At 72.3% G+C, this 22,072-nt stretch carries 25 protein-coding genes; 19 read left to right on the top strand and 6 right to left on the bottom strand.

Annotated elements, in window-relative coordinates:
* Window positions 1-54: 54 nt before the first annotated feature.
* Window positions 55-1,026 carry an aldo/keto reductase gene (locus SOM35_RS06830; RefSeq protein ID WP_320514831.1) on the bottom strand — a complete coding sequence of 324 codons (972 nt, stop codon included), beginning with the start codon at window positions 1,024-1,026 and terminating at the stop codon, window positions 55-57.
* A gap of 112 nt (window positions 1,027-1,138) precedes the next feature.
* On the opposite strand from SOM35_RS06830, the gene SOM35_RS06825 reads away from it, so the two are divergent.
* Both SOM35_RS06825 and SOM35_RS06820 read left to right on the top strand, forming a co-directional pair.
* On the top strand, window positions 1,139-1,531 hold the full coding sequence (locus tag SOM35_RS06825) for a ChaB family protein (protein WP_320514830.1): 393 nt from the start codon (window positions 1,139-1,141) through the stop codon (window positions 1,529-1,531).
* A gap of 61 nt (window positions 1,532-1,592) precedes the next feature.
* Window positions 1,593-2,561 carry a beta-ketoacyl-ACP synthase III gene (locus tag SOM35_RS06820; RefSeq protein ID WP_320514829.1) on the top strand — a complete coding sequence of 323 codons (969 nt, stop codon included), beginning with the start codon at window positions 1,593-1,595 and terminating at the stop codon, window positions 2,559-2,561.
* Window positions 2,562-2,661: 100 nt separating this feature from the next.
* On the opposite strand, the gene SOM35_RS06815 is transcribed toward SOM35_RS06820, so the two are convergent.
* The 5 genes from SOM35_RS06815 to SOM35_RS06795 are packed head-to-tail and all read right to left on the bottom strand — an operon-like array spanning window position 2,662 to window position 6,774.
* Complete coding sequence (locus tag SOM35_RS06815) at window positions 2,662-3,510, bottom strand: hypothetical protein (protein ID WP_320514828.1); 849 nt, start codon at window positions 3,508-3,510, stop codon at window positions 2,662-2,664.
* A 51-nt stretch (window positions 3,511-3,561) separates the two neighbouring features.
* Window positions 3,562-3,954, bottom strand: a complete 393-nt coding sequence (gene fliW, locus SOM35_RS06810) for a flagellar assembly protein FliW (RefSeq protein WP_320514827.1) — start codon at window positions 3,952-3,954, stop codon at window positions 3,562-3,564.
* A complete protein-coding gene (locus SOM35_RS06805; RefSeq protein ID WP_320514826.1) occupies window positions 3,951-4,835 on the bottom strand; it encodes a flagellin N-terminal helical domain-containing protein in 885 nt (294 codons plus the stop codon). The genes fliW and SOM35_RS06805 overlap by 4 nt, the downstream gene beginning before the upstream one ends.
* Before the next feature lie 2 nt (window positions 4,836-4,837).
* A complete protein-coding gene (gene flgK / locus SOM35_RS06800) occupies window positions 4,838-6,286 on the bottom strand; it encodes a flagellar hook-associated protein FlgK (protein WP_320514825.1) in 1,449 nt (482 codons plus the stop codon).
* A 2-nt stretch (window positions 6,287-6,288) separates the two neighbouring features.
* On the bottom strand, window positions 6,289-6,774 hold the full coding sequence (locus tag SOM35_RS06795) for a flagellar protein FlgN (RefSeq protein ID WP_320514824.1): 486 nt from the start codon (window positions 6,772-6,774) through the stop codon (window positions 6,289-6,291).
* 378 nt (window positions 6,775-7,152) lie between these two features.
* Here SOM35_RS06795 and SOM35_RS06790 point away from each other — a divergent pair, with 378 nt between their 5' ends.
* The 17 genes from SOM35_RS06790 to SOM35_RS06710 all read left to right on the top strand — a co-directional run bounded on the left by SOM35_RS06790 (window position 7,153) and on the right by SOM35_RS06710 (window position 21,963).
* A complete protein-coding gene (locus SOM35_RS06790) occupies window positions 7,153-7,971 on the top strand; it encodes a sigma-70 family RNA polymerase sigma factor (protein ID WP_111073685.1) in 819 nt (272 codons plus the stop codon).
* A gap of 131 nt (window positions 7,972-8,102) precedes the next feature.
* Window positions 8,103-9,266: a flagellin N-terminal helical domain-containing protein gene (locus SOM35_RS06785; RefSeq protein WP_320514823.1), complete on the top strand. Its 1,164-nt coding sequence runs from the start codon at window positions 8,103-8,105 to the stop codon at window positions 9,264-9,266.
* Window positions 9,267-9,388: 122 nt separating this feature from the next.
* A complete protein-coding gene (gene fliD, locus SOM35_RS06780; RefSeq protein WP_320514822.1) occupies window positions 9,389-10,789 on the top strand; it encodes a flagellar filament capping protein FliD in 1,401 nt (466 codons plus the stop codon).
* A gap of 17 nt (window positions 10,790-10,806) precedes the next feature.
* A complete protein-coding gene (locus SOM35_RS06775) occupies window positions 10,807-11,289 on the top strand; it encodes a flagellar export chaperone FliS (protein ID WP_320514821.1) in 483 nt (160 codons plus the stop codon).
* The gene (locus SOM35_RS06770) at window positions 11,279-11,644 is read left to right on the top strand and encodes a hypothetical protein (RefSeq protein ID WP_320514820.1); all 366 of its coding nucleotides are present in this window, start codon (window positions 11,279-11,281) and stop codon (window positions 11,642-11,644) included. Before SOM35_RS06775 ends, SOM35_RS06770 begins: the two co-directional genes overlap by 11 nt.
* 159 nt (window positions 11,645-11,803) lie before the next feature.
* Window positions 11,804-12,148, top strand: coding sequence for a flagellar basal body protein (locus tag SOM35_RS06765; RefSeq protein ID WP_253462933.1), 345 nt, complete (start codon window positions 11,804-11,806; stop codon window positions 12,146-12,148).
* Window positions 12,145-12,540, top strand: coding sequence for a flagellar basal body rod protein FlgC (locus SOM35_RS06760; RefSeq protein WP_111044204.1), 396 nt, complete (start codon window positions 12,145-12,147; stop codon window positions 12,538-12,540). The genes SOM35_RS06765 and SOM35_RS06760 overlap by 4 nt, the downstream gene beginning before the upstream one ends.
* Entirely contained in the window at window positions 12,540-12,881 is a 342-nt protein-coding gene (gene fliE / locus SOM35_RS06755; RefSeq protein ID WP_320514819.1) for a flagellar hook-basal body complex protein FliE, read from the top strand. The genes SOM35_RS06760 and fliE overlap by 1 nt, the downstream gene beginning before the upstream one ends.
* Window positions 12,881-14,557, top strand: coding sequence for a flagellar basal-body MS-ring/collar protein FliF (fliF, locus tag SOM35_RS06750; protein ID WP_320514818.1), 1,677 nt, complete (start codon window positions 12,881-12,883; stop codon window positions 14,555-14,557). Before fliE ends, fliF begins: the two co-directional genes overlap by 1 nt.
* Entirely contained in the window at window positions 14,554-15,591 is a 1,038-nt protein-coding gene (gene fliG, locus SOM35_RS06745) for a flagellar motor switch protein FliG (RefSeq protein WP_111073325.1), read from the top strand. Before fliF ends, fliG begins: the two co-directional genes overlap by 4 nt.
* Window positions 15,584-16,204, top strand: a complete 621-nt coding sequence (locus SOM35_RS06740; protein ID WP_320514817.1) for a FliH/SctL family protein — start codon at window positions 15,584-15,586, stop codon at window positions 16,202-16,204. Before fliG ends, SOM35_RS06740 begins: the two co-directional genes overlap by 8 nt.
* A complete protein-coding gene (locus SOM35_RS06735) occupies window positions 16,201-17,544 on the top strand; it encodes a FliI/YscN family ATPase (RefSeq protein WP_320514816.1) in 1,344 nt (447 codons plus the stop codon). Before SOM35_RS06740 ends, SOM35_RS06735 begins: the two co-directional genes overlap by 4 nt.
* Complete coding sequence (locus tag SOM35_RS06730; RefSeq protein ID WP_320514815.1) at window positions 17,544-17,969, top strand: flagellar FliJ family protein; 426 nt, start codon at window positions 17,544-17,546, stop codon at window positions 17,967-17,969. The genes SOM35_RS06735 and SOM35_RS06730 overlap by 1 nt, the downstream gene beginning before the upstream one ends.
* Window positions 17,966-18,742, top strand: a complete 777-nt coding sequence (locus tag SOM35_RS06725; protein ID WP_320514814.1) for a C40 family peptidase — start codon at window positions 17,966-17,968, stop codon at window positions 18,740-18,742. The genes SOM35_RS06730 and SOM35_RS06725 overlap by 4 nt, the downstream gene beginning before the upstream one ends.
* A complete protein-coding gene (locus SOM35_RS06720; protein ID WP_320514813.1) occupies window positions 18,739-20,274 on the top strand; it encodes a flagellar hook-length control protein FliK in 1,536 nt (511 codons plus the stop codon). The genes SOM35_RS06725 and SOM35_RS06720 overlap by 4 nt, the downstream gene beginning before the upstream one ends.
* 28 nt (window positions 20,275-20,302) lie before the next feature.
* On the top strand, window positions 20,303-20,743 hold the full coding sequence (locus SOM35_RS06715) for a flagellar hook assembly protein FlgD (RefSeq protein WP_110902389.1): 441 nt from the start codon (window positions 20,303-20,305) through the stop codon (window positions 20,741-20,743).
* A 44-nt stretch (window positions 20,744-20,787) separates the two neighbouring features.
* A complete protein-coding gene (locus tag SOM35_RS06710; protein WP_320514812.1) occupies window positions 20,788-21,963 on the top strand; it encodes a flagellar hook protein FlgE in 1,176 nt (391 codons plus the stop codon).
* Window positions 21,964-22,072 lie beyond the last annotated feature (109 nt).

Raw genomic sequence — 22,072 nt, 5'->3', positions numbered from 1 at the left:
GACGGCCCCCGCTCACCCGAGCGGGGGCCGTCCTCGTGTGCGCGAGGGGTCAGGTCACCAGGCGTAGTCCTCGGGGGACGTGTCGTGGCCGGGGAAGAGCTCGTCGAGGCGCGCGAGCGCCGCGCTGTCGAGGCGGACGTCGACGGCACGGACCGCGGACTCCCACTGCTCCATCGTGCGCGGGCCGGTGATCGGTGCGGTGACGCCCGGCTGGTGCAGCAGCCATGCCAGCGCGAGCTCGCCCGGCGTGTGGCCGAGCTCCTTCGCGAACGACTCGTACGCGGTCAGCTGGTCGCGGTGGGCGTCGACGTACTCGGCGCTCCGCCCGGACAGACGGCGGGACCCGTTCTCGGTCTTCTCGATGACGCCACCGAGCAGACCGCCCTGCAGCGGCGACCACGGGATCACACCGATGCCGTAGTGCTGCGCGGCCGGCAGGACCTCGCGCTCGACGTCGCGGACGACCAGGTTGTAGATCGACTGCTCGCTGACGAGCCCGAGGAAGTTCCGGTGCGCAGCGGCCTCCTGCGCCTGGGCGATGTGCCACCCGGCGAAGTTCGACGAACCGACGTAGAGGACCTTGCCCTGGCCGACGGCGATCTCCATCGCCTGCCAGATCTCGTCCCAGGGGGTGTCTCGGTCGACGTGGTGCATCTGGTAGAGGTCGATGTGGTCGGTCTGCAGGCGACGGAGCGAGGCGTCGATCGACTGGCGGATGTTGTACGCGCTGAGCTTGCCGCCGTTGGGCCAGCCGGTCATGTCGCCGTAGACCTTCGTGGCCAGGATCGTCTTGTCGCGTCGGCCGCCACCCTTGGCGAACCAGCGCCCGATGATCTCCTCGGTGGCGCCCTTGCCCACCGAGCCGCCGTACGCGTTGGCGGTGTCGAAGAAGTTCACGCCGAGCTCGTGCGCCCGGTCCATGATCGCGTGCGAGTCGTCCTCGCTGGTCTCCGGTCCGAAGTTCATCGTGCCGAGCACTGCCCGTGACACCGACAGCCCTGTCCGTCCGAGGTGTGTGTAGTCCATCACCCAGGTCTACGCCTGTCCCTCGACCGGCTGCCAGGCCCTGGGAGTACCGGTGGAGGCACCCCACCGGTACCGACCGGTGCAGACCACCCGAGCAGTGAAGGAGCCCGACATGCCCGCTGACGACGACCTCCCCAGCACCCTCCAGCGGTCCCCGGAGCACGCGCAGGACGTCTACCGCGCCGCCCGGAAGTCCGCCGAGGCCGAGTACGGCGACGGGCAGCGCGCCGGCCGGACCGCCTGGGCCGCCGTGAAGCACGAGTACGAGAAGGTCGGCGACCACTGGGAGGAGAAGGAGGCCGCCGGCCCGTCGGACTCCGGTGCCGCCGGCTCGCGGGGCTCCGGCACCACCGAGGAGGGCGTCGACGCCAACGCCTCGAAGTCGCACCTGCTCGACGTCGCGAAGCGCCTGGACGTCAGCGGACGGTCGACCATGACGAAGGACGAACTGGTCGACGCGATCAAGAAGGCGAACCGCCGCGCCACCGCGGCGGCCCGCGACTGACCGGGCCGCCGCATGCCGCGTCCGGCATGCTCCGCTGGACGACAGGCGTAGCGTGCCGGGTGTGAACATCCCAGCACTCCGAGGCAGCCGGATCATCGGGTTCGGCCACCACCAGCCCGACCGGATCCTCACCAACGACGAACTGTCGACCATGGTCGACACGAACGACGAGTGGATCACCACCCGCACCGGCATCAAGACCCGGCACATCGCCGGTCCGGACGACAGCGTGACGTCGATGGCGACCGAGGCCGCGCGCAACGCCCTGGCGGACGCCGGGCTCACACCGACCGACGTGGACCTGGTCGTGGTCGCCTCGACCACCCACCGCGACCGCTCGCCCTACACGGCCGGACGGGTCGCGGCAGCACTCGGGATGTCGAACGGCCCCGCGCCGATCGACATCAACACCGCCTGCAGCGGCTTCGAGTACGCGATGGCGATGGCCGACCAGGCGATCCGCACCGGCTCCGCCGACACCGCCCTGGTGATCGGGTCCGAGACGCTCTCCCGGATCGCCGACTGGACCGACCGCTCGACCTGCGTCCTGGTCGGCGACGGTGCCGGCGCCGCGGTCCTCGGCGTGTCCGACGAGCCGCAGATCAGCTCCGTCTCGTGGGGGAGTGTGCCGCACCTGCAGGACGCCGTGCGCGTCACGCACGACCCCGAGATCTTCCAGCAGGAGGGGCGTTCCATCTACCGGTGGGCGATCACCGAGGCCGAGGGACACGCCCGCGCCGTCGTCGAACGCGCCGGCCTTACCCTCGACGACATCGGTGTGTTCGCGTTCCACCAGGCGAACCTCCGGATCATCGAGCCCCTCGTCACCGCACTCGGCGGCGAGGGCAAGTACGTCGTCCGCGACGTCGTCGAGTCCGGCAACACCTCGGCCGCCAGCGTCCCGCTCGGGCTGTCGAAGGCCTGGCACCGCGGGGAGCTCCCCGAGGGCGTGCCCGCGCTGCTGTTCGGCTTCGGCGGCGGCTTCGCCCACGCCGGTCAGGTCGTCATGACGCCGACGCGTCAGCACTGACAGGGGCGCGGGAGACGGCCGCTGACCGGCGCGACGACGGACGGGAGGCTCCCCACCAGCTGGTGGGGAGCCTCCCGTCCGTCACGTGCTGTGCGCAGCGTCAGTGGCCGCGACCGCGGTCCAGGGCACGCTGCTGCCGCTTGCTCAGCGGCTTCGGCTCCTTCGCGGCCTTCCCGCCGGAGGGCTCGAGCACGACCGTGAAGTGCGCGGGCGGCGGGCCGAACGCACTGCGTGAGGACTGCACGACCTTGCGGCCGAGCGCGTGGTTGCCGAGACCGCCGACGACCGCCCCGATGCCGAACGGGATGGCACGGCCGAGGACCGAGGTGCCCTGACGGGTCAGGAAGCGCTTCACGAACGAGGCCCGGAGCTTGCCGCCGATGCCGCTGATCGCGGACTTCGGCAGCGACGAGGTGACGAGTTCGCCCCAGAAGGCGGTGCGGCCCTGACCGCCCCCGGCCTGGCCGGCGAGCTGCTTGACGAGTTGCGTGCCCGGTGCGCCGAGCATCATCGCCATGACCAGGGCACGGGCGCGCTCGGGGTCCTCGACGGTGATGCCGTGCACCTCGGTGACGGACTGGGCGAAGAGCGCGCTGGCCTCGAGGAAGCCGACGGTCTCGGCGCCGCTCAGCCCGAGGCTCGCGATCATGCCGACGCCGGGGATGACCGCACTGGCACCCACCGCGGCACCGCCGGACGTCACGGCGGTCAGGTACTGGCGTTCCAGGATCTCGATGACCTGGGCGGGCGAGGCGTCCGGGTGACGGCGACGGACCCGGGCGACGTGGGCGACGACGGCCGGACGCTGGACCGAGATCGCCCGGTCGAGCCAGCCGTTCCAGGCGGGCGCGTCGGTCTGGACGCGCTGGCCGTCGGGCGTGGTGGCGGACTGCACGGGCGCGGGCGGCATGGGCACGAGCGCGTCGTGGTCCTTCGGGGAGCTGGACATGCGATTGACGCTACCCGTGGGGTGCCCGGGGACGCTGGGCGCCGACGTCCCTCAGCTGCGGGCGAGCTCCGCGCGGAGCGGCAGGTTCTGGTCCTCCAGGATGCACTGCACGCCGACACCGGTGCGGGCGTTCACCACGACCGGCGCGAGCAGGTTGACGGTGGTGCCCGCGGCGTCGGGGTTCGCGACGACGAGCAGCATCGCGTCCTCGGCACGGGTCAGGCCGATGCCGGCAGCCTGCTCGTCGGTCAGCAGCGGTGCGTAGTCCGGCAGGTGCACCGCGGCGTCGAGCAGGTACAGCCGCGGGGCATCCACCCCGGCGTCGGTGGTGCCCGAGCCGACGAGGGTGAACAGGCCCTCGGCGCCGTCGACGACGTCGAGCGTGAAGGAGCGCAGCGGCTCGAGGCCGAACGGTGCGACGGGGAAGGTCAGGTCGATGCTCATCGGAGGTAGTCCATCAGGGTCGGCTGCAGGACCTTCGCGGTGACGGCGAGGGCTGCCTGGTAGTTGGTGCTCTGGACCTGCAGGTCGAGGACGGCCTGCGCGAGGGCCTTGTCCTCGACACCGGAGCGGCGGCCCTCCAGGGTGGTGGACAGCGTCTTCAGCGAGTCCTGCGCGGACAGCGCGGCCGAGTGTCGGACGCCGACGTCGGCCTGGGCGCCGCGGACGGCGAGCTGGGCGGCGTCGATCTGGGTGAGTCGTGGGTTCACGTTCGTGCCTGCCTGCAGGTCGGCGACGATGCCGTCGAGGAGTGCGAAGACCGACGAGCCACCGGTCCCGAAGACGGCGCTGCCGTCGGTGTCGACGCGGACCTGCTCACCGGTGCCGATCGCGCGGGTGACACTCGTGCTCGCGCTGCCGGCCCACGTGCTGTCGGCGGCGTACGCGGCGCCGGCGGGGGAGGACCCGGCGAACACCGACCGGGTGCCGTACTTCGTGTTCGCGGTGCTGAGCAGGTCGGCCTTCAGCCCCTGCAGCTCCTTGACGAAGGCGTCGCGGGCGGTGGGGTTCATGGTGCCGTCGCTCGCGGCCTGCACGGTGAGGTCGCGGACCTTGCCGAGCACGTTCCCGACGTCGGCGAGGGCCGTGTCGGTCGTTGCGAGCCAGCCGACGGCGTCGTCCGCGTTGCGGGCGTGCTGCGCGGCCTGCGCCTGCTCCTTGCGCACCTGCATCGCGGTCGCGGTGCCGGCCGGGTCGTCGGACGGCTTCCGGATCGCCTTGAGCGTGGTCGCCTGGTCGGTCAGGTCGGCGACCTTCGCGGCTCCGGCCTGCAGCCGCGCCTGCGCGGCGGCCATGGTCATCTGGGTGGTCACACGGGTGATCACGGTCAGCTCCTCCCGACGAGGCCGAGGCGGTTGATGATGGTGTCGAGCATCTCGTCGACGGCGGTCAGGACCCGCGCCGCACCCTGGTAAGCGTGCTGGTAGGCGAGCAGCGAGACGTTCTCCTCGTCCATGTCGACGCCGGCGCTCGACTGCTGCTGGGTGCGCGCGTTGGTCAGGGCGAGTCCGGTCAGCGTCGATTCCGACGACGCCGTCCGGGAGGCACTGCCCACCCCCGTCACGAACGTCGCCCAGGTCGCGTCCGGGCCTCCGGCACCCGAGCCGATGCCCGCGATGGCGGTGAGCACCGAGGCGTCGAGATGGCCGGTGGCGCTCCGCGTCGCGAGGCCGGAGCCGTCGGTGGGGACGACGGACAGCCCCTGTGCGGCGGGGACCCCGGCGGCGAGGGCGAAGAACGCGGTCCCGGTCGCACCCGAGGGGGTCGTGCCGGTGGCGTGCCGGGCGTTGACCGTCGTGGCGAGGTCGGTCGCGACGCGGTCGTACGCGGCGGAGGCCTCGGCGAGGGCGCCACCGGTGTGGGCGTCGTTCGCCGGAGCGAGCAGTGACAGGCCGCCGGCGATCGAACCGCCACCGAGGGCGACCGGTCCGACCGAGCCGCCGACCCAGCGGAGGGACGGGGCCGACGGCTGCCCGGTGCCCGTCGTGTTCATCGCGCCGAGGGTGGGCGGGCCGTCGAGCGTCACGCCGCGGGCGGTGGTGCCCTGCACGAGGGGGTTCCCACCGATGACGACGTCGACCGTGCCGTCGCCGTTGTCGCGGACGGACGCACCGGTGAGGGTCGCGATCTTCTCGGTGAGCTGGTCGCGCTGGTCGAGGAGCTCGTTCACGGTGCCGCCGGACGCCACCGCGGTGCGGATCGCCCCGTTGAGGTCGGCGACCTGCTTCGCGGCGTCGTTGAGCTGGCCGACCTGCGTGGCGAGGGCCGAGCGGGTGGCGGACCACTGCGCATCGATCGCGGACGAGCCGGCGGACAGGGCGGCCGCGACGGTCTTCGCCGCGCCGATCAGGGCGCTGGCCGAGCCCGGGTCGTCGAGGTGCGTCGCGAGGTCGCTCCAGGCGGACCAGAGGCCGTCGAGCTTCGCGGACAGTCCGTCGGCACCGGGCTCGTGCAGACCGGTCTCGAGCTGGTCGAGCGCGGTGGCGCGGGTGTCGGCGTACGCGGCAGCACCGGCCGAGAAGCGGACGCGGGTGTCGAGCGTCGAGGACGCCAGGCGGGCGATCGCGTCGACGGAGACGCCCTGGCCCGCGAGTGCCGCGGTGCCGCGGACGAACCCGGTCTGGGCGGGGGCGCCGACCTCGGTCTGGACGATCCGTTGCCGGGTGTAGCCGGTGGTGCCGACGTTCGCCATGTTCTGGCCGGTGACGTCGAGGCCGGCGCGGGCTGCGCTGAGGCCGGAGTACGCGGTCTGCAGGGAGCCGAAGGTGCTCACCATCGCTACAGGTTCCCGTCGAAGAGCCGTGCGCCGTCGGTGGTCGCGCCGGACGAGCCGCTGGCGTCGTAGGTGTCGGCGTCCGTCACGGTGCCGGCGAGGGTCTCCTGCGTGGCCTGGGCCGCGACGCGGAGGAAGCGGTCGTTCTCGTCCCGCAGCGAACCGATGCGGGTGGTGAGCTCGAGCATCGCGGCGAGGTGGGACGCGAGGATCTCGCCCCACGGGCCGGACGGGGCAGCGGCGACGACCTCGCGGAGCGGAGCGTCGGAGGGCATGCCCCACTCCTCGGCGACGGCGGCGCTCTGGGCACTGCGCTCGAGGCCGGTGCTGCGGAGCCGGTCGAGGACCTGCTCGACCTCACGGCTGGCGTGCGAGATCCACCGGGAGCGCCCGGCGGCGAGCAGGAGCTGCTCCTCCTCGAGCTTGAACGTGAGCAGTTCGAGCAATTCGCGTTCGCGCCACAGGACGGCGGACAGGTCGTTCACGCTCATCAGCTCCCTCCGGGATCAGGCGACCGCCGGCTGCGGTCACCAGGAGTTATCGACGGGGACGGCCCAGGCGTAAGCGCCGGCGGCCACGTCCTCCGATCGGGGGACAAACTGTCCGATGTCCGCCGAAGTGAGGACAGGCCTGGGGTGTACCCACCCCCGCACTGGGTACGGACAGGGACTCCCTGAGCACTCAGGCAGCCGATAGGTTCGAGATCAGCACCGGGGGACAACCCCGACTCGTGTCCAGGGCTCGCGTCCAGGCACGAGCGCACCGCGGGGACGGACCCCCGCGGTTCTCCGACGTACCCGGCGGTCCCGACGCCGGCGTTCGTCATGCCCACGGACGGGTCAGCCACACAGGACGACCAGGGGAACACCATGGACCGCACCGCACGCAACGCGATGATCGTCGAGCACCTGCCGCTCGTCGGCTACATCGTCGCCGAGACCTGCGCCCGCGCCACACACCTCAGCCGCGACGACCTCGGACAGGTCGGCTCCGTCGCCCTGGTGCAGGCCGCCGACGCCTTCGACCCGACCCTCGGTGTGCCGTTCGGCGCCTACGCCCGCACCCGCATCACCGGCGCCATCGCCGACGACCTGCGCGCCGGCGACTGGGCCAGCCGCGGCACCCGGAAGCGCATCCGCGAGACCCTCGCCACCCAGGAGGCGCTCTCCGCCGGTCTCGGACGTCGCGTCACCCCGCAGGAGATCGCCGACGCGATGGGTGTCGACCGCCAGACCGCCGTGGACGCGCTCACCGACGCCGCCCGCACCGTCAGCCCGATCGACGAGACCGTCCACGACACGGTGGCCGCCGACCTGCCGCTGCCAGGCGAGGACCTGCTCGAGGCCGAGAAGCGTCGCTACCTGGTCGCCGCCGTGCAGGCGCTGCCCGACCGGATGCGCCTGATCGTCGAGGCCGTGTACTTCGGCGACCGCACCGTCACCGACGTCGCGGCCGAGCTCGGCATCACCCACTCCGCCGTCTCGCAGCAGCGGTCGGAGGCGATGCGCCTGCTCCGTGACGGTCTCGCCGAGCACTACGGCGACGGCGGGCTCGCACCCGAGCCGGCGTCCCGCACCACCGCGGCCCGACGGAGCGCCTACCTCGCCCGCGTCGCGACGAACGCCGCCGCCGGCATCACCCGCGCGGTGCAGGACGCGACCGCGGTCGGGCGGGTCGCGGCCAGTTGACCGTCCGACGGTCCGACGGCGGCGAAATCGTCCGACGGATCGTCTAACGCCTCCGGCCACACGGCCGAGAGGGACACATGTCAGCCCACGGACGGACTGACGATCGGCCCAGTTTCACGGAGGAACACATCATGGGTATGTCCATCAACACCAACCTCTCGGCACTCAACACGTACCGGAACCTCAACGCGACGCAGAACGACCTGTCGAAGTCCCTCGAGAAGCTCTCGAGCGGCCTCCGCATCAACCGTGCTGCCGACGACGCTGCCGGTCTGTCGATCTCCGAGGGACTGAAGTCCCAGGTCGGTGGCCTCACGGTCGCCGCCCGCAACGCGCAGGACGGCATCTCCGTCGTGCAGACCGCTGAAGGTGGCCTCACCGAGACCCACTCGATCCTCCAGCGCATGCGCGACCTGGCCGTCCAGGCTGGCAACGACTCGAACAACGACACGTCGCGTGCGGCGATCAAGACCGAGTCCGACCAGCTCCAGAAGGAGCTCGGCCGCATCGCGTCGTCGACGAACTTCAACGGCACCTCGCTGCTCAACAGCAACGCGACGCTGAAGTTCCAGGTCGGCGCGAACGCCGGTACCGACAGCCAGATCGCTGTCGACCTCAAGGGTGCGAACGTCCAGACGATCGTCGACAACCTCGCCGGTGGTAGCACCTCCACGGGCACGAAGTTCGACATCAAGGACGTCCAGGCCCTCGCGGGCAAGGCGAGCTTCGTCGTCTCCAACGGTTCGGGCGAGTCGACCACCGTGGAGACGAAGGACCTCGGCGCTGCCAAGTCGTTCACGAGCGTCCAGCAGTACGCGGACGCCCTGACCGGCGACGCGAACTTCGCGGCCAACTTCACCGTCACGGTGGACAAGGACGCGAACGGCGCTGGCAGCGGCATCACGGTCACGGCGAAGAACGGCGGCTCCGTCGCCGTCGACGCGCCGGGCACGGGTGTCGAGGCAGGTGCCGCGAACGCCCCGACCACCGGCGGTGTGAAGTTCGACACCGCCGACAACGCACAGGCATCGATCACGCTCATCGACAAGCAGATCGCCCTCGTCTCGTCGGCTCGCTCCAACCTCGGTGCGATCCAGAACCGCTTCGACCACGCCATCAACGTGACGAACGTGGCCAAGGAGAACCTCACCGCGGCGAAGTCCCGCATCACCGACGTCGACATGGCGGAGGAGATGGTCAAGTACACGCGCGACAACATCCTCAGCCAGGCCGGCACGTCGATGCTCGCGCAGGCGAACCAGAGCACGCAGGGCGTCCTGTCGCTGCTCCGCTAATCGCACCGGTCGCCACCACCGCGGAGCCGTTCGGGTGCTCCACGGTGGTGGCGTCCACCCCTGCCGACTGAACCTGGTCGGTCCACCCGTCCTCCGAGCCGCCGACCACCGGGGAGCCAGCGATGTCCACCACGTCCGCGACGAGCAGCTCGCTCGCGATCGACGGTCTGGTCTCCGGGCTCAAGACCACCGACCTCATCAACTCGCTGATGAGCGTCGAACAGGTCCCGCAGACGCTGCTCAAGGCGAAGGTCACCACGACCAACTCCTTCATCTCGTCGTTGCAGACCATCAACGGGCTCGTGCAGTCCCTGTCCACCAAGGCCGCGGCGGCCGCGAAGCCCGGCTCGCTCGACCTGTTCACGGCGTCGTCGAGCGCCGCGAACGCCACCGTCTCGACGAGTGCGACCGCCACCGCCGGCTCCGTGTCCTTCACGGTCGGTCAGACGGCCGCCGCACAGGTCGGAGTCACCGCCGCGATGTCGTCCTGGGGGGACACCGCGTCGGCGCTGACGTTCACGAAGCCGGACGGCACGAGCACCACCGTGACGCCGGCCTCGGGTTCGCTCGACGACACCGTGACGGCGATCAACGGCTCCGCGGCCGGGGTCACCGCCACGAAGGTCGCCGCCGGGACCGACGCCAGCGGCACGAAGCTCTACCGGCTCCAGCTGACGAGCACTGCGACGGGCGCCGCGAACGGGTTCACCCTGCACCGCGGGACCGCCGCGGACGTCACCGCGGGCACCGCGACCGACGTGCTCGCCGAGCCCGGTGCGGCCGTCGTCACCCGAGCCTCCGACGCGTCGGTGACGCTCTGGGGCGGGACGGCCGCGGCGCAGACCATCACGAGTGGGACGAACACGTTCGCCGACCTGCTGCCCGGCGTCAGCGTCACGGTGTCGAAGGTGTCGACGGACCCCACCACGGTGACGGTCGGTCGTGACAGCACCAAGGCGCAGGCCGTGGCCTCCGGGCTCGTCGACGCGCTCAACGCGGTCACGTCGTACTACGCGTCGAACACCGGTGTGACGAGCACGACCAGTCCGACGAACGGGACGACGAGCACCACCGCCGGTGTCCTGCTCGGGGACGCCACCACGCGGTCGGCCGTCCAGCGGCTGGCCAGTGCGATGTCGACCCCGGTCAACGGGAAGTCGCCGTCGTCGATCGGCATCGTCATCTCGAAGGACGGCGACTTCGACTTCGACGCCGCCGCGTTCCAGAAGGCCCTGGCCGCCGACCCCGTCGGCACGCAGGCGATCATGTCCGGTGTCGCGCAGGCCGTCTCGGACGCCGCCACCGCCGCGAGCGACAAGTACACCGGCTCCATCACGACCGCGATCACGGGGAACCAGTCCGTGGTCAAGGACCTCAACACGCAGATCGACTCGTGGACCGACCGACTGACGATGCGCCGGGCGACGCTGCAGACGCAGTACGCCGCGCTCGAGACCAGCCTCAGCAAACTGCAGTCGCAGTCCAGCTGGCTCGCCGGTCAGCTCTCGTCGCTGTCCCAGTGAGCCGTAGGAGAACCGTCATGAACGCCTTCGACCTCAGCGGGTCCGCCGCCTTCCGGCAGGCCGCGAAGCCGCGCACCGTCACCGACCAGCGCCGCGCGCAGTACACGAACGAGGCGGTGCTGTCGGCGACGCCCGCGCAGCTCGTCACGATGCTCTACGACCGGCTGCTGCTCGACCTGCACCGGGCCGAGGGCGCCCAGGTCGCCGCCGACTGGGACGCCGCCCGCGAGCAGCTCCTGCACGCGCAGGCCATCGTGGGGGAGCTGTCCTCGACGCTGAAGATCGACGTGTGGAACGGCGGCGAGGGACTGCTCGCCGTGTACAACTACGCGTCGACGTCGCTCATCACCGCGAACGTGCACCGCGACGTGCAGGCCACCCGTGACTGCATCCGGATCCTGGACCCGCTCCGCCAGGCCTGGCACGACGCCGCGGCCGCGTTGCCGGCGACCCCGGTCGCGCCGCAGCACGCCGCGGGCGGGGCGCTCGGTGTCGCCTGACGCCGAGGCACCTCTGCCCGCCGAGGACACGACGGCGCACGCCCGCTGGGAGGCGGCCCTCGCCGACCTCGAAGCGACCCTCGACGACATGACCGGCACCGACACGACCGACACCGACACGACCGTCGACGGCACCACCGCGGGCACCGCGACCCCCTGGTCCGCGCCGACCGGGCTGGGACCGGTCCCGCGCGACCTGGTGGGGCGTGCCTCCCGGCTGCTCGCCGCGCAGCGCGACCGGATCACCGCCGTCGAGGACGCCCGACGCGTGACGCTCGAGCACCTCGGAGCGCTCCGCGCGGTGCACGCCACGCGCACCCCGCAGGCCGCCGTCTACCTCGACGCCAGCGCGTAGCCGGCGGACCGGCCCCCGTTCGGGGCGAGCGCTAACACCGCTCGCAACCGCCGCCGATAGCCCCTGTCGAGCACGGATCGCTCGACCACCCGGCCACGGATCGGCCACCACCGCCACGGCGACGTCCCCTCGGACGACGCCCGACGAGGGGACCCATCCGTGTTCGACTCCGTGACGTCGGCCGCGCTGCAGAGCGCACTCGACGGTCTGTCGATGCGCCAGCGCGTCATCGCGAACAACATCGCGAACATCAACACCACGAACTACCACGCCGAGAAGGTGCAGTTCGAGGACGCGCTCGCGAAGTCCGTCGTCGAGGGCAACGGCCACACCGCGCCGACCGTCGCGCGGAGCCTCGAGCCGACGAACACGAACGGCAACAACGTCAACCTCGACGAGGAGACGCTCTCGAACGTCGACACCGTGCTGCGCTACCAGTTCGCGACGCAGGCGATGAACTCCGAGCTCACCCAGGTCCGTGCGGCGATGCGGACCAACTCGTGACGACCTTCGACGCGATCGGCATCGCGAGCACCGGCATGACCGTGCACCGGAAGTGGCTCGACGCGATCTCCGACAACATCGCCAACGTCAACACCGTCCGCTCGATGGACGACTCCGCGTTCCAGGCCCGCTACGTCGAGGTCCAGGAGGGCAACGGCGTCTCCGGCGCCTACGTCAAGGGTGCCGCGTTCGGCAGCGCCGCGGGACGCGTGACCTACGACCCGGACAACCCGCTCGCGAACGCCGAGGGCTACGTCCGGATGCCGGACATCGACCTCGGGACGCAGATGGCGGACCTCATCATGGCCCAGCGCGGCTACCAGGCGAACGCCGCCGTGGTCGACCGTGCCAAGACCGCCTACGAGGCGGCACTGCAGATCGGGAAGAACTGATGCCCATCGACGGCGTGAACGGCGTCACCACGAACGCCATGACGAACGCGCTCACCTCGGTCTCCGGGACGAGCAGCGAGATCGGCACCTCGGCCACCTCCGGTACCGAGGGAACCGGCGGCAGCGGCTTCGCTGCGTCCCTCGGCAACGCGGTCGACGGCCTGCAGCAGCTGCAGAGCGACTCCAAGACGCTCGCGCTCAAGGCCGTCACGGGCAACCTCGACGACATCCACGACGCCACGATCGCGTCCACCCGCGCCCAGGTCACCCTCGAACTCGTCGCCGCCGTCCGCAACAAGGGCGTCGACGCGTTCAACGAGATCATGCGGATGCAGGCCTGATGCCCGCCGGCATGCAGAACGTGCTCGGCCGACTCGGCGCGTACGTCAAGGGGTTCACCGCCGCACAGCGGACCATCGCGGTCATCGGCGTCGCAGCGCTCGTGCTCGGCGGGATCGCGCTCGCGTCCTGGCTCGGCAAGCCGTCGTACGCGCCGCTGTTCACCGGCCTGGCCGCGGCGGACGCCAGCTCGGTCACCGACCAGCTCACCACCGACGGCGTGCCGTTCCAGCTCACCGACGGCGGCGCGACGATCCTCGTGCCGCAGTCGAAGGTCTACACGGAGCGGCTCAAGGCCGCGTCGAACGGACTGCCGTCGTCGAACGAGGGCGGCTACTCGCTGCTCGACACGATGGGCGTCACGAGCTCCGAGTTCCAGCAGGACGTCACCTACAAGCGCGCGATCGAGGGCGAGCTCGCCAAGACGATCTCCGCGATGGACGGCGTGCAGACCGCGAGCGTGCAGCTGGCGATCCCGAAGAAGTCGGTCTTCGTGTCCGAGGAGAAGGACCCCACCGCGTCCGTCTTCATCGCGACGAAGAACGGCGCGCAGCTCGACACCGACCAGGTGCAGGCGATCGTGCACCTCACCAGTGCCGCGGTGGAGGGCATGCAGCCGACCGACGTCTCGGTGGTCGATCAGAAGGGCCAGACGCTGTCGGCTGTGGGCACCGGTGCGACCGGTTCCGGCACCGATCAGGCCGCCGACTACGACGCCGCGACGAGCAAGAAGGTCCAGGACCTGCTCGACACCACGCTCGGCGCGGGCAACGCCAGCGTCGTCGTCGCCGCCACCATGAGCGACAACTCCGGCACCCGCACGACCGAGTCCTTCACCACGCCGACGACCGGCCCGGTGGCGCTCAACGAGTCGTCCACGAAGGAGCAGTACGGCGCCGGCGCGAGCGGTGCCGGCGCGGGGGCGACCGGAGTCCTCGGCCCGGACAACATCGCCGTCCCGAACGGCACCGCCAAGACCGGGACCGGTACCGGCGACGGCGGGTACGAGAACCAGTCCGCGACGAAGAACAACGCCGTCGACAAGACCACCGAGACCACGCAGATCCCGGCCGGGGCGATGGACCGCCAGACGATCTCCGTCGCTCTGAACTCCAAGGCGAAGTCCGTGCAGGGCGTCAACCTGCAGAGCATCAACGACCTGGTGGCGAACGCGGCCGGCGTCGACGCGACCCGGGGAGACCAGGTCAAGGTCGCGATGATGGACTTCGACACCAGCGCCGCCGACGACGCCGCGAAGGCGCTCGAAGCGCAGCAGCAGGCCGACCAGCAGGAGGCGCTCTGGTCGGCGATCCGCACCGCCGGCATCGTCGTCGGGATCGTCCTGGCCCTCATCGCCCTGATGGTGTTCCTGGCCCGCCGCGGTCGCCGCCAGCAGCGCGAACAGGTCGACATCGGCGAACTCGATGCGTTCGGCGAGGCGTTCCCGCTGCCCCTGGCGGTCGAACCCGCCGACGTCCGCACCGGACTCGCCGCCGGCGACGCCCCGACCGTGGCGCTCCAGGCGCTGCCCCACGACGACGCCCCGACCGAGGTCCTGACCACGGACGAGATCACCGCGGAGCGCCGCCGCCAGGACATCGCCGCCCTCGCCGAACGCGACCCGAAGCGCACGGCCGAGCTCCTCCGCGGGCTGCTCGACGACCGGGCGTCGGTGTGAGCGCCGTCGTCCCCGCGCCCGGCACCGACCGACCGCTGACCGGGGCGCAGAAGGTCGCGCTGATCCTCATGCAGATGGACACCGAGCGTGCCGCCGAGGTCATGAAGCAGTTCACCGAGCTGGAGGCCGAGGAGATCTCGCAGGAGATCGTCCGGATGCGCCGGGTCGACGACGAGGTCGTGGACCGCACGCTCGGCGAGTTCCACCGCCTCACCCGCACCGGCCGCACCAGCCGTCGCGGCGGCAAGGAGACCGCCCTCGGCCTGCTCGAGGCGTCCTTCGGCGCCGAGCGCGCGGCCGGCGTGATGGACCGGCTGGCGTCGAACCTCGCCGGCCAGTCGTTCGAGTTCCTCGACGACGCCGAACCCGGGCAGGTCATCGCCCTGCTCGAGGGCGAGCTGCCGCAGACCATCGCCCTCGTGCTCGCCCACCTGGGGCCGGCGCAGGCGAGCGCCGTGCTCGCCGGCGTCGACGAGCGCGTCCGCACCGACGTCGCACAGGCGTTCGCCACCATGGGCACCGCCACACCCGAGTCCGTCGGCATCGTCGCCGGCGTCCTGCGTTCACGCGCCGGCGCCGTCGTCTCGCCGCGCGAGAGCGTCGAGGTCGTCGGCGGCATCGCACCGCTGGTCGAGATCATCAACCGCTCGGACGTCGCCACCGAGAAGGCCGTCCTCGACGGTCTGGAGGCCCGTGACCCGGAACTCGCCGAGGACATCCGTTCGCGGATGCTCACCTTCGAGGACATCGTGAAGCTCGAGTCGCGCGACATCCAGCAGGTGCTCCGCGGCATCGACTCGAAGATCCTGGCCACCGCCATGAAGGGGGCGCCGACGCCCGTCGTCGAGACGATCCGCGCGAACGTGTCCGAGCGCAACCGCGAGCTGCTCGACGACGAACTGCAGTCGATGGGCCCGGTCCGGGTCTCGCAGGTCGAGGAAGCGCGTGCGGAGGTCGTCCGCTCGGTCCGCGAGCTCGAGGCCCAGGGCGTCATCACCGTCCACCGCACCGAGGAGGACGAGCTCGTTGACTGAGCCCTTCGCCCCGTTGGCGTTCCCGGTGATCACCGACGCCGCCCTGGCCCGCCGCGCCGCCAGCGCCGACGTCCGCGGCCACGCTGCCGGGTACGCCGCCGGGCTCCGGGCCGCGCACGTCGAGACCGAGGCGATCCGCGCCCGGATGGACGCCGAGCACGCCGCTCGACTCGCCGACCTCGAGTCGCTCGTCGTCGACCGGCTCGCCGTCCTCGAACGGGCCGCCGCGGCGCTCCGGGACCGGGTCGCGCCGGTGCTCGCCGCCGCCGAGGAGTCCGTCGCCAGCGCGGCCGTCGACCTGGCCGAGGCCGTCGTCGGGTACGCGGTGCGGGCCTCCCGGACCGACCCCACCGTCGTCGACGGCCCGTCGGCCGCGGCCGAGGCGACGCTCCGGCGGGCGCTCGACGTCGCCGCCGCACCCGTCGTGACCGCGGTCCGGCTGAGCCCGGCCGACGCCGCCGCTGTCGCTGACCTGGCCGTCCCGGTGCCGGTCGTCGCCGACCCGACGCTGCGTGACGGCGACGCCGTCGTCGACCTGCCCGACGGACTGCTCGACGCACGGATCGAGGCCGCCCTCGCCCGGGCCCGTGTCGCGTTGGGAGGGACCCGGTGACCGCCGCGACCCTGCTGCGTCCGCGCGGCCTCGACGACGCACTCCACGCCGCCCGGCCGCAGCGCGTCGGCACCGTGACGAGCGCCGTCGGCCTCGGGCTCACCGTCGCCGGACTCGACGCGCACGTGGGCGAGGTCATCACCGTCGGCGCCGAGGGTGCCCCGCAGACCGCCGTCGAGGTCGTCGCCACCGACGCCACCGGCGTCCGCTGCATGCCCCTCGGCCGACTCACCGGCATCACCGCCGGCACCCCGGCCCGCTCGACCGGCCGGCCCGTGCTCGTGCCGACCGGCACCGGTCTGTTCGGGCGGGTGCTCGACGGGCTCGGGCGGCCGATCGACGACCGCGGCCCGCTCGACGCGGATGCCTGGGTGCCGCTCGACCACGACACCCCGAACGCGATGGCCCGCACCCGGATCGACACCCCGATGCAGCTCGGCGTCCGGGTGCTCGACACCCTGACCACCGTCGGCCGCGGCCAGCGCATGGGTCTGTTCGCGGGGTCCGGCGTCGGCAAGTCCTCGCTGCTGTCGATGATCGCGCGGGGGAGCGACGCCGCCGTCAACGTGATCGCCCTGGTCGGCGAACGCGGCCGCGAGGTCCGGGAGTTCCTGGAGGACGACCTGGGGCCTGCGGGTCTCGCCCGCTCGATCGTCGTCGTCTCGACGTCCGACGAGCCCGCCCTGATGCGCCTCCGTGCCGCGTTCGTCGCGACCCGGATCGCGGAGTCCTTCCGGGACGCCGGGCAGGACGTCGTGCTCATGATGGACTCGCTCACGCGCGTCGCGATGGCCCAGCGTGAGATCGGTCTGTCCGTCGGTGAACCGCCGGCCACGCGGGGCTACCCGCCCTCGACGTTCTCGGTGCTCGCCGGGCTGCTCGAGCGTGCCGGCACCGACCGGGTCGGCAGCGTCACCGGGATCTACACGGTCCTGGTGGACGGCGACGACCACAACGAGCCGATCGCCGACGCCGCGCGCAGCATCCTCGACGGGCACGTGGTGCTCGACCGGAAGCTCGCCGTCACCGGGCACTTCCCGTCCGTCGACGCCCTCGGCTCGATCTCCCGCGTCGCCTCGAAGGTGACGACGTCGGAGCAGCGTGCGACCGCGACCGTGCTCCGGAAGGTCATGGCCGCACGCCGCGCAGCGCAGGACCTGCTCGACGTCGGCGCCTACCAGCGCGGCACGAACCCGCTCGTCGACGCTGCCGTGGACCACCAGGACGCGATCGACGCGTTCCTCCGGCAGGGCATGGCCGAGCAGGTCACCGCCGCCGGGTCGTGGGAGCGCCTGGCCGGGCTCGTCCGCACCCTCGGCGTCGGCGGAGGGATCCTCTGATGGCCCGCCGTTTCCCGCTCGCCGGACTCCTGCGCCTGCGGCACGCCGAACAGGACCGTGCCGCCGCGACCCTCGCCGACGCCAACGGCCGGGTCCGTGACGCCGCCGACGCCCGGATGGCCGCACGCCGCACCCTGGACGACGAACCGTCGACGATCAGCGACGCGGCGACGCTCAGCGCCGTCGCCTCGGCCCGTGCGGCGACCCGAGGGATGCTCGAGGAGCTCGACGCCGTCGTCCGCTCCCGCCGCGCCGACGCCGACCAGGCGCAGGAGACCTACAACGCCGCACGCCGTTCGGCACTCGGGCTGGAGAAGCTCGAGGGCCAGCACACCACCCGGGTCACCGCCGAGGACCTGCGCACCGAACAGAACGCACTCGACGAGATCGCGGCCCGTCGCCGCACCGAGGGGGGACACCGATGAGCATCGACGCCGTGCTGTCGCGGATCAGTGAGATCCGCAGCCAGATCGAGACGCTGCAGAGCGGCACCGCGGGGACCGCCGCGGGGTCTGCCGCCGCGTCGTCCGCGGCCGCCTCCACCTTCGCGGACGCCCTCGCGACCCAGAGCGGAGCCGGAGCGGGTTCCGGGCTCGGGACGGCCGCCGGTTCCGCCGCCACGGCCGCTGGGACCACGGGAGCCGGAGCGGCGTCCACCGCCGCACCCGCCACCTCCGTCGACGCCGGCCGCGGCACCCTCGCCACCGGCAGCGGAGCCACCGGGGACGCCGTCGTCGCCGCGGCGAAGAAGTACCTGGGCGTGCCGTACGTGTTCGGCGGTGAGACCCGCGCCGGCATGGACTGCTCGGGCCTGGTGCAGACCGTGTTCAAGGACCTGGGCGTCACGATGCCCCGGGTCGTGCCGGACCAGGCCGACATGGGCGTCGCGGTGCCGTCCCTGGCACAGGCGCAGCCCGGCGACCTCATCATCCCCAAGGGCGAGGGGCACATCGTCATCTACGTCGGCGACGGCAAGGTCCTGCACGCCCCGCACCCCGGCAAGGACGTCCGGATCGTCGACAACTGGTACAAGGACTCCGACATCGCCACGATCCGTCGCATCGTGCCGTCCGGCCAGGAGGCTGCGGCCACCTCCGCCGCGCAGGTCGCCCGCTCGGTCGGTGCGCCGAGCGCCACGAACACCACGGACATGCAGATGGCCGCGCTGCAGTCGCTGTTCGCCGGGAGCGCCGCATGAACGCGCTCCTGACGGGTGCGCCGCTGGCACCGGTGCCGGCCGTGATGCGGCCGCGCGGGGCGGGGGAGCGCTCCGGCGCTGCCGAGGCCCGGTCCGGCGCCGAGTTCGGAGCCGCGCTGTCCGCGGTGTCCGCTTCGTCCGCGGTCCCCGGCGCGGGCCAGCGCGACCGGGGGCGACCGGAGCCGACCAGGGACGACAGCACCCCATCTGCGACGGTCATGAGCCCGACTGGCAGCGCGGCCGGACTCGTCACGCCGACGACCGGGAACCCGGGCGGTGCCGCGACCGGTGCAGCCACGGACGACGGCGCCGCGACGAGCGACGTCGTCGTCACGACGGAGCCCGTCGCCGCCCGTTCCGTCCCGAGTGCGCTCATGCCGGGCGTCCCCGCTGCACTGGCCGGCACGGGTACGGGCACCGCGCAGCCCGTCGTCGGGCAGGACCTGGCAGCGGGGACGGTCGCCGCGCCCACGACCACCGCCACGACCGGTGACGATGCGCCCGCGGAGACGCCGGACCCCACCGCTGACGCAGCGACCGGCACGTCGAACGCGGCACTGTCGAACGCGGCACTGTCCAACCCGGAGTCACTCGTCGCCGCGATGGGCACGGCCCCGGTGGCCCCGGTCGCGTCGTCGTCCGCGACGGCTTCCGCCGCCTCGTCCACCGCTCCGGCGGCCGGCGTCGTCGGGACTCCGGCCACGGCACCGACCGGGGCTGCCCTCGCGTCCGCTGCCACCGCCGCAGCCCAGCCCACCGCTCCCGCCGGACAACCGACCGCCGCAGCCGCAGCAGCAGCGGCCCTGACCGTGACCGCGGCCGCGGCCGGCCAGCACCCCGCGGTCCGGCACACAGCCGCCGCGCTCCCGGGCGCGCAGGCCGCCTCAGCCGCAGCCGGGACGGCCGCCACCCCGGCCGGCCACGTCGCGACCGCAGCCGGCGCGGACCAGGGTGGGGCGAGCCTCCCGGCCGGTCCCGGCACCGTCGACGCGCCCGTCGACGCGCCCGTCGTCCTGCCCGTCCCGGCGACCACGGCGACCGTCAGCAGCACGCCCACCGCAGCCCCGTCGGCCCCCGCGATGCCCGCCACCGCACCGCAGCCGGTCGCCCAGCAGCTCGCACGCCCCCTGTTCACCCTCGCGCACGCCGGCCCCGGCGAGCACGTCCTGACCGTGCAGCTGACGCCGGAGGCCCTCGGCCCCGTCACCGTCCGCGCCCACGTCACCGGGCACGGCATGCACGTCGAGCTGTTCGCCGCCTCCGACGTCGGCCGCGACGCGGTGCGGCAGATCCTGCCCGACCTCCGCCGCGACTCCGGCGGCAGCACCACGCTCGACCTGTCGGCGCAGAACCACCCGGCCGACGCCGGCGCCGACGGTCGGGACCGGGCAGCAGCCGACACCGCCGGGCGCGACGGGACCGGTCGGGAGACCGACCACCCCGCCAGCCGGGAGGCCCGTCCCGGCCCCGCCACGTCCCTCCCGTCCGCCCCGACCACCGTCCGCACCGCGGGACTCGACGTCCTCGCCTGACCGGCCACCACGACAAGGAACGAGAACCATGCCACTCGACGGGATCACCGGCTCCGTGGACACCGCCACGGCCGCCGCCGCAGTCGCCGCCAACCCGACCTCGTCGCGGTCGCAGACGATGGACTCCGAGGTCTTCATGAAGCTCCTCGTGACGCAGCTCCGCAACCAGGACCCGTCATCACCGATGGACACGAACCAGATGATCAGCCAGCAGACGCAGCTCGCGATGATGGAACAGGTCACCAACCAGACCACGACGGCCAACGAGGACTTCTCGCTGCAGATGCGGATGGCCGCCGCGAACCTCGTCGGGAAGCAGGTCAGCTACACCGACGCCGCCTCCGGCGCGGCCGTGACGGGGACCGCCACCGCGGTGTCCTACGCCAAGAGCGTGCCGACCGTGACCGTGAACGGGAAGGAGGTCGATCTCGACGTGATCTCCGGTATCACCACCGCCTCCGGTTCCTGACCCACCCTCTTCCCACACACTGCTCGTCCACGAAGGGACGCACCATGCTCCGCTCGCTCTACTCCGGCATCTCCGGCCTCCGCTCCCACCAGGAGATGCTCGACGTCACCGGCAACAACATCGCCAACGTCAACACCGTCGGCTTCAAGTCGTCGACCACCGTCTTCCAGGACACCCTGTCGCAGATGACCCAGGGTGCCGGTGGTCCCCAGACCGGCATCGGCGGCACGAACCCGGCGCAGATCGGCCTCGGCGTGCAGGTCGCCGGCGTCTCGACCAACTTCGCCCAGGGTTCCGCGCAGGCCACCGGCAAGGCGACCGACCTGATGATCTCCGGCGACGGCTTCTTCGTCACCCGCCTGGGCAACGACACCGTCTACAGCCGTGCCGGTGCGTTCGACTTCGACGCCGACGGCCGCCTGGTCAGCTCCGACGGCAAGATCGTCCAGGGCTACTCGGCCACGGACGGCGTCGTCAACGACGGCGGCCAGATGAGCGACATCACCCTGCCGCTGCAGGCCGCCGCCCCCGCCACCGCGACCAGCACCGCGGGCGTCACCGGCAACCTGCCCTCCGACACGAAGACCGGCGAGGTGCTCAACCGCGACGCCACCGTCTACGACCAGTACGGCACCAAGCACACCCTGTCGCTCGCCTACACGAAGACCGCCACCGGGTGGACCGTCGCCGCCTCGAACGGGCAGGGCGCCTCGGCCACCGGCACCGTCGCGTTCGGCGCCGACGGCAAGATCACCCGCGGTGCGACCCTGCAGGTCGGCGGCGTCGCGGTCGACATGACCCAGCTGACCGGGTTCGCCGCGCTGAACACCGCGTCGATCTCGTCCCAGAACGGGCACGAGGCCGGGTCGCTGAAGAGCTACTCGATCTCGAAGGACGGCACCGTGATGGGCACGTTCTCTAACGGCGCCTCGCTGGCCGTCGGCCGGATCGCCCTCGCCACCTTCGCCAACCCGGCGGGCCTCGAGAAGACCGGCGCGTCGGGCTACCGCGCGACCGCGAACTCCGGTGCCGCCACCGTCGGCGTCCCGGGATCCGCGGGCGTCGGCTCGCTGGCCGCCGGCACGCTCGAGATGTCGAACGTCGACCTGTCGCAGGAGTTCACCAACCTGATCGTCGCGCAGCGCGGCTTCCAGGCGAACGCCCGCATCATCACCACCTCGGACGAGGTGCTGCAGGAGCTGACGAACCTGAAGCGCTGATGAACGACGAGGACCCCCGATCCCGACTGCCGTTCGGCAGGGGAGCGGGGGTCCTCGTCGTCCGTCGCACGCTGCCGGGTGGGTCCGTCGGCAGCTGTCGGTTCCGTCG

The sequence above is a fragment of the Curtobacterium sp. CFBP9011 genome, assembly GCF_034045095.1.
GTDB lineage: Bacteria > Actinomycetota > Actinomycetes > Actinomycetales > Microbacteriaceae > Curtobacterium.
The sequence above is the reverse complement of the archived record's forward strand: the minus strand, read 5'-3'. Positions and strand labels throughout refer to the sequence as shown.